This is a genomic window from Nonomuraea rubra, from assembly GCF_014207985.1.
Classification (GTDB): Bacteria; Actinomycetota; Actinomycetes; order Streptosporangiales; family Streptosporangiaceae; genus Nonomuraea; species Nonomuraea rubra.
The window spans coordinates 12,470,334-12,482,661 of record NZ_JACHMI010000001.1 but is presented as its reverse complement, the minus strand read 5'-3'; the positions used below and the strand labels follow the sequence as shown (position 1 = coordinate 12,482,661).

General features: G+C 67.7%; 12 protein-coding genes. 6 read left to right on the top strand and 6 right to left on the bottom strand.

Going from position 1 to position 12,328, the window contains the following annotated elements; genetic code table 11:
• Positions 1 to 42: 42 nt before the first annotated feature.
• The 6 genes from rsmG to rpmH form a co-directional block, all read right to left on the bottom strand.
• Positions 43 to 717, bottom strand: a complete 675-nt coding sequence (rsmG, locus tag HD593_RS57985; protein ID WP_185111332.1) for a 16S rRNA (guanine(527)-N(7))-methyltransferase RsmG — start codon at positions 715 to 717, stop codon at positions 43 to 45.
• Positions 718 to 1,014: 297 nt separating this feature from the next.
• Entirely contained in the window at positions 1,015 to 1,503 is a 489-nt protein-coding gene (locus HD593_RS57980) for a Jag family protein (protein WP_185111331.1), read from the bottom strand.
• 20 nt (positions 1,504 to 1,523) lie between these two features.
• Positions 1,524 to 2,474, bottom strand: coding sequence for a membrane protein insertase YidC (yidC, locus tag HD593_RS57975; protein WP_185111330.1), 951 nt, complete (start codon positions 2,472 to 2,474; stop codon positions 1,524 to 1,526).
• A gap of 4 nt (positions 2,475 to 2,478) precedes the next feature.
• Positions 2,479 to 2,760 (bottom strand): membrane protein insertion efficiency factor YidD, encoded by a 282-nt coding sequence (yidD, locus tag HD593_RS57970; protein ID WP_185111329.1) that lies wholly within the window; start codon positions 2,758 to 2,760, stop codon positions 2,479 to 2,481.
• Positions 2,757 to 3,098, bottom strand: coding sequence for a ribonuclease P protein component (gene rnpA / locus HD593_RS57965; RefSeq protein WP_221525457.1), 342 nt, complete (start codon positions 3,096 to 3,098; stop codon positions 2,757 to 2,759). Before rnpA ends, yidD begins: the two co-directional genes overlap by 4 nt.
• A gap of 80 nt (positions 3,099 to 3,178) precedes the next feature.
• A complete protein-coding gene (gene rpmH, locus HD593_RS57960; RefSeq protein WP_020547366.1) occupies positions 3,179 to 3,316 on the bottom strand; it encodes a 50S ribosomal protein L34 in 138 nt (45 codons plus the stop codon).
• A 445-nt stretch (positions 3,317 to 3,761) separates the two neighbouring features.
• Here rpmH and dnaA point away from each other — a divergent pair, with 445 nt between their 5' ends.
• From dnaA to gyrB, 6 genes are all read left to right on the top strand, one after another.
• Positions 3,762 to 5,345 carry a chromosomal replication initiator protein DnaA gene (gene dnaA, locus HD593_RS57955; protein WP_185111327.1) on the top strand — a complete coding sequence of 528 codons (1,584 nt, stop codon included), beginning with the start codon at positions 3,762 to 3,764 and terminating at the stop codon, positions 5,343 to 5,345.
• Positions 5,346 to 5,888: 543 nt separating this feature from the next.
• Positions 5,889 to 7,028: a DNA polymerase III subunit beta gene (gene dnaN, locus HD593_RS57950; RefSeq protein ID WP_185111326.1), complete on the top strand. Its 1,140-nt coding sequence runs from the start codon at positions 5,889 to 5,891 to the stop codon at positions 7,026 to 7,028.
• A 43-nt stretch (positions 7,029 to 7,071) separates the two neighbouring features.
• Positions 7,072 to 8,016 carry a phosphogluconate dehydrogenase (NAD(+)-dependent, decarboxylating) gene (gene gnd, locus HD593_RS57945; protein WP_185111325.1) on the top strand — a complete coding sequence of 315 codons (945 nt, stop codon included), beginning with the start codon at positions 7,072 to 7,074 and terminating at the stop codon, positions 8,014 to 8,016.
• Positions 8,017 to 8,103: 87 nt separating this feature from the next.
• Entirely contained in the window at positions 8,104 to 9,348 is a 1,245-nt protein-coding gene (gene recF, locus HD593_RS57940; protein ID WP_185111324.1) for a DNA replication/repair protein RecF, read from the top strand.
• A gap of 217 nt (positions 9,349 to 9,565) precedes the next feature.
• Positions 9,566 to 10,027, top strand: a complete 462-nt coding sequence (locus HD593_RS57935; protein WP_185111323.1) for a DciA family protein — start codon at positions 9,566 to 9,568, stop codon at positions 10,025 to 10,027.
• A gap of 342 nt (positions 10,028 to 10,369) precedes the next feature.
• Positions 10,370 to 12,313, top strand: a complete 1,944-nt coding sequence (gyrB, locus tag HD593_RS57930) for a DNA topoisomerase (ATP-hydrolyzing) subunit B (protein ID WP_185111322.1) — start codon at positions 10,370 to 10,372, stop codon at positions 12,311 to 12,313.
• The last annotated feature ends 15 nt before the right edge of the window (positions 12,314 to 12,328 follow it).

Below are 12,328 nucleotides of genomic sequence, written 5' to 3'. Positions count from 1 at the left end.
TGTCCGGCCAGCCCAGACCGCTCATCGCGACTGGCACAACCGTCACCTCCTCCGTCGCGGCCTTGCTCGCTCCGGCGCGCGACCCGCTACCACCCGAACCAATGTTGCAGGCGGCTCGACCTTACCGTGCCCGACGGTCACAAGCTCGGCCGTTCGGGCTCCGCTGGCCCGCAATTGGGCCTCCGCCTCGGCCAGCTCGCCGGCGGCCCGCTCCCCCTTCATGGCGATGAGCTGGCCGCCCTCGCGGAGCAGCGGCATCGCCCATTTCAGGAGGCGGTCGAGCGGCGCCACCGCACGGGCGCTGGCGACGTCGAACTCGCGCTTGCCGGCCAGCTCCTCCGCCCGGCCGCGCAACACCTCGACGTTGTCCAGCTTGAGCACCTCAACGCATTCCTCCAGGAACACGGTACGGCGCAGCAGCGGCTCCAACAGCGTAACCGTGATGTCCTGCCGCACGATGGCCAGGACCAGTCCGGGCAGCCCCGCTCCCGAGCCGATGTCCACCAGCCGTACGTCCGGCGGCACGGCCTCGGCCACCACCGCGCAGTTGAGCAGGTGACGATCCCAGATCCGCGGCACTTCCCGCGGCCCCAGGAGCCCGCGGACGACGCCGGGACCCGCCAGCAGCCCGGCGAAGGCGTTGGCACGCTCCCAAGCTTCCCCGGTGAAGACGTCCCGCGCTATCTCCGGCGGCTCAGGAAGCTGATCGTCGCTCACTGGTTCGGTGGCCCTTTCTGGGGCGTGGCGGCCCTTGCTCGCTGTGTCGGTATGGGGTTCAGACATGGGCTCCGGCCGGGTGGCGGCTGTTCCGGAGCCCTGCTCGGTCTCGCTCTCCCCCAAGGCTACGGGGTGAGATCACAAAGGCAGACTAGCGGGCCGGGGTCAAGGAGACCTGTGAGCGCGCCGTCGGCACGCCTTCGCCCACCTGAGAGCGCTAACACCGCCATCTCCCACGAAAACGGCCGCCTGCCACGCGCGACAGCGGGCAGACGGCCGGATGGAACAGAACGCGCCTCAGGCGGGCAGGACCACCACGTACCGCTGCGGCTCCTCCCCCTCGGACTCGCTACGGAGCCCGGCGGCGGCCACCGCGTCGTGGACGATCTTGCGCTCGAACGGGGTCATCGGCTGCAGCGCCTTCGACTCGCCGCGCTCCCTGACCTGGTTCGCGATCTCGGTGCCGAGCTTGGTCAGCTCCGCGCGGCGCCGCTCGCGGTAGCCGGCCACGTCGAGCATCAGCCGCGAGCGCTCGCCGGTCTGCCGGTGCACGGCCAGCCGGGTCAGCTCCTGCAGCGCTTCGAGGACCTCGCCCGCCGGCCCCACCAGCTCCGTGCTCTTCAGCCCGACGACGGAGACCAGGGCCCGGTCGCCCTCGACGTCCATGTCGATGTCGCCGTCGATGTCGGCGATGTCGAGAAGGCCCTCGACGTAGTCGGCAGCGATCTCACCTTCCTGCTCCAGCGCGTTGAGATCAGGAGCCTTCTCCTGCTCGGCCTCGGTCATGGCCGGCCTCTCCTTCGTGTTCAAGACTTCTTGCTGCCGGTGCGCTTGCTGCGTGACTGCCTGCTCGGCTGCTGCCTAATGATCTTAGGCTCCGGAGGAGGCGGAGGGGCCTCTTCTTCCGGAGTGGTCTTCCGCAGTTTGGCGATCAGCCCGGGCTTGGCCTTGACCGGGATCACGTTGCCCTTGGCGTCGTACTGCGGCATCGGGTGCCGGCTGTAGAACCAGTGCTGCTGACCGAGGGTCCACACGTTGGTGGTGACCCAGTACATGATCAGACCGAGCGGGAAGTTCAGGCTGAAGAAGGCGAACAGCGGCGAGATGTACATCAGGATCTTCTGCTGCTGCGCCATGGGGTTGTCGGGCATCTGCGCCATGGAGCGGGTGACGCTCTGCCGGACGGTGAGGAACGTCGTCAGCGAGCTGACCGCGACGAAGATGCCGAGGACCACCTTGGTCTGTACGTTGCCCGCTCCGAAGCCGGCGAGATCCTCGGCCGACATGAAGAAGTTGGCGGGCAGCGGCGCGCCGAAGATGTGCGCCTTCCGCGCGCTGTCGACGAGCTCCTGCGTCATGCCGTACTTCGCGTGCCCGTTCGCCATGTTCTGCAGCACCGTGAACATGGAGATGAAGATGGGGAACTGCGCGAGGACGGGCAGGCAGCCACCGAGGGGGTTCGCGCCCGCGCCCTGGTAGAGCGCCATGACCTCCTGGTTCATGCGCTGCTTGTCGTTCTTGTAACGCTTGCGCAGCTCTTGAACCTTGGGGGCGAGCTCCTGCATCTTCCGCGACGAGCGCATCTGCTTCAGGAAGAGCGGGAAGATCAGGATCCGCATGAACACGGTAAGCGTGATGATCGTCAACGCCCAGGTCAGCCCGCTGTCCGGGTTGAGGACCGTGCTGTATGCAGTATGGATCCAGATGATGACTTGGGCTACGGCTTGGTACAGCCAGCTCAGCCAGGACAGCTCCACCGAGCTATCTCCCTTGCGTTTCGTGGGACCGGACCGGGCGTGGGGGCACCGGGTCTATACCTCCGGGATGGAATGGGTGGCACCGCCCGATGCGCCGGACAGTCAGCCATACGCCGCGCAATGCCCCGTGCACGGCAATCGCTTCGAGCCCATAGGCACTGCACGACGGGTAGAACCGGCAGCGTGGACCGAGCAGCGGGCTGATGAACGCCCGATAGAACCGAATGGGGATGATGAGCGCCCGGGCGGCGAGGCCCGGCTCTACCCCTTGCGGTTGCTCCGTCATTTCTGTCCACCCGTCGAGGACTCGCGCCGCCTTAGCAAACGATCCAGCGCGAGATCGAGTTCGGCGGCCAGGTGCTCGAATCGCGCGGACGCGGCCGGTGGGTTGGCGCGTACCACAAGCAGGCTACCTCGCGGCAGCCGGTGGAGACGGTCCCGCATCAGGTGTCGGAGCCGTCGTTTGACCTTGTTTCGGGTCACGGCGCCCCCGACGGCCTTGCTCACCACAAATCCCACGAGAGGTGGCTCTTCCCCAGAAAGGGTGAAATGCACCACAAGAGTCGGGCGGCCCGCGCGCTTACCGCGCCTGACCGCCGCCTCGAACTCCTCCCCGCGTCGCATGCGGGATTGACGGGACAGCACCGTATACGTCTAACGCCCGCCGGCGTGATCCGCCGGCGGGCTGTAGTCGCGCGGGACGATCAGGCCGACAGCTTCTCGCGGCCCTTGCGGCGGCGAGAGGCGAGGATGGCGCGACCGGCCCGGGTGCGCATCCGCAGCCGGAAGCCGTGGGTCTTCGCGCGGCGACGGTTGTTCGGCTGGAAAGTACGCTTGCTCACGGGTGGGCTCCAGGCTTGATGGTGCGCCACAAGGACGCTTAAGACACATGGATGGGCCTGCCAGTTTACGAGGGCACGCGAAATAGCCGTCGCGTGACAAGCCGACCGTCGTACGTTACGGGCCAAGCACCGTCCAGGTCAAACCAGACCGGTTGTCCACTAATCCACAGGCCACTTTTCCACCGCCGGCCCCACGTCCACAAGATGTGCACTCCGGTGCCACTAGGCTGTGGACAACGCTTGAACACAGCTGTGCACAAAGATACTGTCGGCCCTTCCAGGCCCGCTCAAGCCCTGTGGACAGCGTGTGGATCGCCTGTGGAGGACGGGAGCGGGAAGCCCTGCCCCCACGTGTGGACGAACGCGTCGCCGATCGCTGTGGGCGACCGCGTCATGTGGATAACGATCGCGGGGGGCCGCGAGAGGGAGGAGGGGGAGCCGCACCATGAACGGTGTCGACCTCGGCACGGTATGGGCGAGGGCCCTGGGCAACTTCCTCAACGAGAACGTGCCCATCCAGCAGCGCACCTGGCTGTCGATGGTGCGGCCGATCGCCCTGGCCAACGACACGATCGTGCTCGGCGTCCCCAACGACTTCCTCAAGGACCTCATCGAGAGCAACAAGCTGCGCCCGCTGGTGACCCACGCGCTCTCCCAGGAGCTCGGCCGGACCATGCGGGTGGCCGTGATGATCGACACAGCGGCGCCCGAGCAGCCCGCCGGCGACGCTCATCAACAGCCTGTGACTCAGAGTTATCCCCAGGGTGTGGAGAGTCAGCTGCGTTATGCACAGCCCGTGCAACCGCAGCACAACCAGGCTTCCGAGCCTCCACAGTTCTATTCTCCACAGCCGGAGCAGCCCCAGATATCCACCGAATATCCACAGCAGGGCTTCTCTTTTGAACAGGCCCAGCCGTACACACCGCCTGTGGAGAAGTCGCCGGAGCCGGCCCCGAACCGGTGGGAGGCGAAGAGCAACAAGCCCAGCGAACCGGCCAGGCTCAATCAGAAGTACACATTCGAGACATTCGTCATCGGCGCCAGCAACCGATTCGCCCACGCGGCGGCCGTGGCGGTGGCCGAATCCCCAGCGAAGGCGTACAACCCGCTGTTCATCTACGGTGACTCGGGGCTGGGGAAGACACATCTGCTGCACGCGATCGGGCATTACGCCCAGAGCCTGTACGACGGGGCGCGGGTCAGGTACGTGAGCTCAGAAGAGTTCACCAACGACTTCATCAACAGCATCCGCGACCACAAGGCCGACGGCTTCCGCGGCCGCTACCGGGCGATCGACATCCTGCTCGTGGACGACATCCAGTTCCTGGAGGGCAAGGAGCAGACGCAGGAGGAGTTCTTCCACACCTTCAACACCCTGCACAACGCCAACAAGCAGATCGTCATCTCCAGCGACCGGGCGCCCAAGCAGCTCATCACGCTGGAGGACCGGCTGCGCAACCGGTTCGAGTGGGGCCTGATCACCGACGTCCAGCCGCCCGAGCTGGAGACCCGGATCGCCATCCTCAGGAAGAAGGCCATCCAGGAGGGCCTGGCCGCGCCGCCCGAGGTGCTGGAGTACATCGCCAGCCGGATCTCCACCAACATCCGCGAGCTCGAGGGCGCGCTGATCAGGGTCACCGCGTTCGCCAGCCTCAACCGGCAGGGTGTGGACCTGCAGCTCGCCGAGGTGGTGCTGAAGGATCTGATCACCTCGGAGTCCGACACCGAGATCACCATCGCGGCCATCATGAGCGAGACCGCCCAGTACTTCGGCATCAGCATCGACGACCTGTGCGGCACCTCGCGCAGCCGGGCGCTCGTCAACGCCCGGCAGATCGCCATGTACCTGGCGCGCGAGCTGACCGAGCTGTCACTGCCGAAGATCGGCCAGCAGTTCGGCGGCCGCGACCACACCACCGTCATGCACGCGGAGCGGAAGATCCGGTCGCTCATCGCCGAGCGCAGGTCGATGTACAACCAGGTCAACGAGCTAACAATGCGGATCAAGCAGACACAGCGTGGATCTTGAGTTCATACACAGCCTGTGGAAAACGCTGTGGACCAGCGGAAACACAAAAATTCACCCGCCGTTCGCCCGACAATGCTGGGAAAAATCCGTCCACATGGGTTGGGGACAACGGTGGGGACATCCTGTGGGCAACCTGGGGACTACCAGTGGACAACGTGTGGACGGACTGTGAACAACGGATCTGGGGCTCCAGAAGGGCCCCTTTTACCCCGTGGATAACCTGTGGAAACCTCGTGGATAACCCCCGTCTCTCCGTGGATGACGGCACCATGATCTGGGGACGGCCTGTGGGCGAAGAATCTCCATCCCCAGGCGGCGGAGTTCTCCCCAGGCGTCACCCACAGCCTCAGTGGATGAAAAAAGGCCCACTGACCAGGCAGGACGCCAGTTGTCCACAGTTTCCACAGCCCCTAGTGTGATGACTTCCTATCTCTCTAACTAAGAAACTCAAAGACCCATAGAGGGGTTCTCCCGGAGCGCGAGTCCGGGAGGGTGGATCCTTGAGATCCTTCAATCAACGACGAACCCAGGAGGCTGATCACCGTGATGTTCCGAATCGAGCGAGACGTCCTCGCTGAGGCGGTGGCATGGACGGCACGCAGCCTCCCGGCGCGCCCGTCGGTGCCCGTTCTCGCCGGCATGCGCCTGGAGGTCACCGAGGCGCAGCAGCTCAAGCTGTCCGGCTTCGACTACGAGGTCTCCGCGGAGGTGACGCTCGAGCTGCACACGGGTGAGCCCGGGGTGGTGCTGGTCTCGGGCAAGCTGCTCGCCGAGATCACGCGCGCGCTTCCCGCACAGCCTGTGGACTTCGTGGTGGACGGTGCCAAGGCGGTCGTCACGTGCGGCAGCGCCCGGTTCACCCTGCTGACCATGCCTGTGGAGGACTACCCGAGCCTCCCGGCCATGCCGCCGGCCGCGGGCCGGGTCGGCAGCGACGTGTTCGCCTCCGCCGTCGGCCAGGTCGCGGTCGCCGCGGGCCGCGACGACACGCTGCCGATGCTGACGGGCGTACGGATGGAGATCGAGGGCGACACGGTCACCCTGGCCGCGACCGACCGCTACCGGCTGGCCGTACGCGAGCTGAAGTGGCAGCCGGGGCAGCCCGACTTCGCCGCCATCGCGATGATCCCCGGCAAGACGCTCGCCGACACGGCGAAGGCGCTCGGCGCGACGGGCGCCGAGGTGGAGATCGCGCTCAGCTCCGCCGGCGGCACGGGCGAGGGCATGATCGGCTTCTCCAGCGCCGGGCGGCGCACGACGACGCGGCTGCTCGACCCCGAGTTCCCGAAGTACCGCTCGCTGCTGCCCACCGAGTTCTCCGCCCGCGCGGACCTGTCCACAGGCCCGTTCGTCGAGGCGGTCAAGCGCGTGGCCCTGGTCGCCGAGCGCAACACCCCTGTACGGCTGGCGTTCAAGAGCGGCGAGGTCGTGCTGGAGGCCGGCAGCGGCGACGAGGCGCAGGCCGTCGAGGCACTGCCTGTGGATTACGACGGCGAGGAGATGAACATCGCCTTCAACCACCAGTTCCTGCTGGAAGGGCTGGGGGCCATCGACTCCGACGTGGCGAGGCTCCAGATGACCACATCCACGAAGCCCGCTATCCTCACCGGTGGCAAGCCTGTGGAGGACGGTGCCGTAACGGACTACCGCTACCTGATCATGCCCATCCGACTGTCAGGCTGAACCTGTCATCGGAGATGATGGAAGTCTGACAAGGGGGTACATCATGCAGATCGGCATGGTCGGACTGGGCAAGATGGGCGGCAACATGGCCGAACGGCTGCGCCGCGGCGGTCATGAGGTCGTCGGTTACGACCGCGACCCGGCGATCAGCGACGTCGCCAGCCTCAAGGAGCTGACCGAACGCCTGCAGGCGCCGCGCGCCGTCTGGGTCATGGTCCCCGCCGGCAAACCCACGCAGACCACCGTCGACGACCTGGGCGAGCTGCTCAGCGAGGGCGACATCGTCATCGACGGCGGCAACTCCCACTACGTGGACGACCAGAAGCACGCCGCCGAGCTGGCCGAGAAGGGCATCGGCTTCGTCGACTGCGGCGTGAGCGGCGGCGTGTGGGGCCTCCAGAACGGCTACGCGCTCATGTGCGGCGGCGACAAGGAGCACGTCGGCCGGCTGATGCCGATCTTCGAGACGCTCAAGCCCGAGGGCGAGGACGGCTTCGTGCACGCCGGCGACGTCGGCGCCGGGCACTTCGCGAAGATGGTCCACAACGGCATCGAGTACGGCATGATGCAGGCCTTCGCCGAGGGCTGGGAGCTCCTCGAGGCCTCCGACGTCGTCAAGGACGTCAAGGGCTCCTTCAGCAGCTGGCGCACCGGCACCGTGATCCGCTCCTGGCTGCTCGACCTGCTGGTGCGGGCGCTGGACGACGACGAGCACCTCGAGCAGCTCCGCGGTTACGCACAGGACTCCGGCGAGGGCCGGTGGACGGTGCAGGCGGCCGTGGACCACGCGGTGCCGCTGCCGGTCATCACCGCCGCGCTGTACGCCAGGTTCGCCTCGCGGCAGGACGACTCCCCCGCGATGAAGGTCGTGGCGGCGCTGCGCAACCAGTTCGGCGGCCACGCGATCACCTCGGCGGAGGGCAGCACCGGCAAGGGTGCCGACTCCCCCGGCGCGGACGTGACGCCGCCCCGCGAGGTCGATCGCTGAGCTTCGGGGTTATCCACAACACCAGGGTTTTCCACAGAACGTCTGCCGGTGACCCCGGTGACCCGTGAGGCGCACTAACCTCGTGGGGTGCATGTCGCCCACCTCTCGCTGACCGACTTCCGGTCCTACGCGTCCGTGGAGCTCGGCCTGGAGCCGGGCGTCACGGCGTTCGTGGGGCCCAACGGCCAGGGCAAGACCAACCTGGTCGAGGCCCTCGGCTACGTCGCGACGCACTCCAGCCACCGGGTGGCCAGCGACGCGCCCCTGGTGCGCCAGGGAGCCACCCGGGCGATCGTGCGCTGCGCCGTCCACAGGGACGATCGGCGGGCGCTGATCGAGCTGGAGATCAACCCGGGGCGGGCCAACCGCGCCCGGCTCAACCGCTCGCCCGTCTCCAGGGCCCGCGACGTGGTCGGCCTGCTGCGCACGGTGCTGTTCGCCCCCGAGGACCTCGCGCTGTCGAAGGGCGATCCGTCCGAACGCCGCCGCTTCCTCGACGACCTGCTCGTAGCCAGGACCCCCAGGTTCGCCGGGGTGCGCGCCGACTACGACCGCGTGCTGAAGCAGCGCGGCGCTCTGCTGCGTACGGCCGCGCAGGCCCGCAGGGGCAGCAGGAGCCCGCGGCGGCAGGAGAGGGACAGCGGGTTCGCCGCGGCCGGTGCCGGCGACGTGCTGAGCACGCTGGAGGTCTGGGACGCCCATCTCGCCCGCCACGGCGCGGAGCTGCTTCGGGGGCGGCTGGAGCTCATCGAGGCGCTGCGCCCGCTGGTGGCCGGATCGTACGCCGCGCTCGCCCCGTCGAGCGCTCCGGCGACGCTGGCCTACCGCAGCACGTTGTCCACAGGTGGGGATCCGGGTGAGGGGGGTCCGGAGGGCGAAGTCCCCGGTGAGCGGGGATCTTTCGATACACAGACGTTATCCACAGACTTGGGGAAAACCCTTGAAGAACGTCTGCGGGAGCGGCTATTGGAGGTCCGTTCGTCTGAGCTCGAACGGGGGGTCACGCTCGTCGGGCCGCACCGCGACGATCTGGTTCTCGGGCTGGGCGACCTGCCTGCCCGGGGTTACGCCAGCCACGGCGAGTCCTGGTCGTTCGCGCTGGCGTTGCGGCTGGCGGCGTACGACCTGCTGCGGGCCGACGGGGGTGATCCCGTGCTGATCCTCGACGACGTGTTCGCCGAGCTCGACAGCCAGCGCCGGCGGCGGCTCGCGGAGATGGTGGCGCCGGCCGAGCAGGTGCTGATCACGGCCGCCGTTCCGGATGACGTGCCGCGGGAGCTGGCGGGGGGCAGGTTCGACGTCGCCGAGGGAGGTGTGACCCGTGTCCGCTGACGACGCGCGCGGTTTTCCGCCGAGGGGCGCCGGTTATCCACAGGCTGGGGCTTCCGGTGGACGACCGCAGCCGGGATCGGCGGGTGGCCACGCGGCGGCGGGCGACCGTCCACAGGTGGGGGCGACCGGTGCACAGGCGGCCGGTGGCGGGCCTGCGGCGGGGGCGAAGGGACCTTCGGCGGTTGGGGGGGAGAATGCGACGGCCAGGGGGGTGGCCATGGCTCGGGAGAAGCTCGCCCAGGCCAAGGCCGACGCCGCCAAGCGCGGCCAGCTCCCCCGCCGCGAGCCCAGGCGGAAGGCCGCCGGCCCGCGCAGGGAGAACGGCGACCCGCAGCTTTTCGGACGCGCGATCGCCGATCTGCTGGCCGATCGCGGCTGGGAGCGCCCGGCGAAGGTGGGCGCGGTGTTCGGCCGCTGGGTCGAGATCGTGGGCCCTGACCTGGCCGCCCACACCAAGCCCGAGTCGTTCGACGACGGAGAGGTGCTGATCGCGGCCGACTCGACGGCGTGGGCCACGCAGGTGAGGCTGCTCGCCCGCACCCTCGTACGCAGGCTGAACGAGGAGCTCGGCGACGGCACGGTGACAAAGGTCAAGGTCAGAGGTCCGCAGAACGCTCCGCGTCCATCAGGGGGATTGCGGGTGACCGGAAGGCGGGGCCCCCGTGACACCTACGGGTAGCGGTCGTCCACAGCGGGCGTCCACGGCGGCTCCGGAAAGGCGCTCGGGGCGATCAGACAGCCGCAGACGCGATAAGCCCCCTTTCCGGAGGGGGGATGCTTGCCCGGGGGCCAAACGAGCTAGCGGGCATCACAGGCGCGTTCATTGCCACTTTGGTCCTCAGGAAGCGGTAGAATGAAAAAGGATTCCGGACACGTCCGCTTGCGTGTCACCCCGGCAGCAAGCCGACTCCCCTGGGTGACCGCGCATCGGGGCACTCACGACGGTGACGGGCACGGCAGGGGCAGCTTCGCTAGTTGATGGCCTCCCCCGCCGCGTGTCCGCGGCAGGAGGATTTCGCAGTTGTCCTACGACGCTAGCTCAATCACCGTACTCGAAGGGCTTGAAGCGGTTCGCAAGCGCCCGGGTATGTATATCGGTTCCACCGGCGAGCGCGGTCTGCACCACCTCGTGCAAGAGATCGTCGACAACGCGGTGGACGAGGCGCTGGCCGGTTTCGCCGACACCATTCACGTCACGCTGCTCGCCGACAACGGCGTGCGCGTGGTCGACAACGGGCGCGGCATCCCCACCGGCATCCACCCGGTGGAGAAGCGCTCGGCCGTCGAGGTCGTGCTGACCACGCTGCACGCGGGCGGCAAGTTCGACAGCCAGTCCTACGCGGTCTCGGGCGGTCTGCACGGCGTCGGCTCGGCCGTCGTCAACGCGCTGTCCACCGCCATGGAGGTGGAGGTCAAGCAGAACGGGCACTTCTGGCGGCAGCGCTACGAGATGTCCAAGCCCACGGCGCCGCTGGCCAAGGGCGAGGAGACCGACGAGACCGGCACCACGGTCACGTTCTGGCCCGACCCCGACATCTTCGAGACCACGACGTGGAACTACGAGACGCTCTCGCGGCGCTTCCAGGAGATGGCCTTCCTCAACAAGGGCCTGACGATCTCGCTGACCGACGAGCGTCCCGACCACATCAACGGTGAGGTGCACAACGTCACCTACCACTACGAGGGCGGGCTGTCCGACTTCGTGCAGCACCTCAACGCCAAGAAGGAGCCGGCGCACGCGTCGATCATCGCCTTCGAGGAGGAGAGCGACGGGCTCGCGGTCGAGATCGCGATGCAGTGGAACAACTCCTACTCGGAGTCCGTCTACAGCTTCGCCAACGTGATCAACACCGCGGAGGGCGGCACCCACGAGGAGGGCTTCCGCGCGGCGCTGACGTCCATCGTCAACCGTTACGCGCGCGAGCAGAAGTTCCTCAAGGAGGGCAAGGACGACAACCTCAGCGGTGAGGACGTCCGCGAGGGGCTGACCGCGATCATCTCGGTCAAGCTGTCCGATCCGCAGTTCGAGGGGCAGACGAAGACCAAGCTCGGCAACACCGAGGCGAAGTCGTTCGTGCAGAAGGCCTGCAACGACCACCTGCGCGACTGGTTCGAGCGCAACCCCGGCGAGGCCAAGGACATCATCAACAAGTCCCTGCAGGCCTCCCGCGCCCGCATCGCCGCGCGCCAGGCGCGCGACCTGACCAGGCGCAAGTCGTTGCTTGAGGCGGGCAGCGGCCTGCCGGGCAAGCTGGCCGACTGCCAGTGGAACGACCCGGAGAAGTGCGAGCTGTTCATCGTCGAGGGCGACTCGGCCGGCGGCTCGGCCAAGGGCGGCCGCGACTCGCGCTTCCAGGCGATCCTGCCCATCCGCGGCAAGATCCTCAACGTCGAGAAGGCGCGGATCGACAAGGTCCTGAAGAACAACGAGGTCCAGGCCCTGATCACGGCGCTGGGCACCGGCGTGCACGACGAGTTCGACATCGCCAAGCTGCGCTACCACAAGGTCATCCTCATGGCCGACGCCGACGTCGACGGCCAGCACATCAACACGCTGCTGCTGACGCTGCTGTTCAGGTTCATGCGGCCGCTGATCGAGGCCGGTCACGTCTACCTGTCGTGCCCGCCGCTGTACAAGATCAAGTGGGATCGCAAGGGCGAGGACGCCTCCTACGCCTACTCCGACAGCGAGCGCGACGCGGTGATCGCCGAGGGCATCTCCAACGGCAAGCCCGACCCGCGGCCGCGCGACAACGTACAACGCTTCAAGGGCCTCGGCGAGATGAACGCCGGCCAGCTCTGGGAGACCACGATGAACCCGGCGACCCGGCTGCTGCGCCTGGTCACGCTCGACGACGCCGCGCAGGCCGACGACCTGTTCAGCGTGTTGATGGGGGAAGACGTGGAGGCGCGGCGCGACTTCATCATCCGTAACGCGCGCGACGTTCGCTTCCTCGACGTTTAAGAAGGACCAACACCT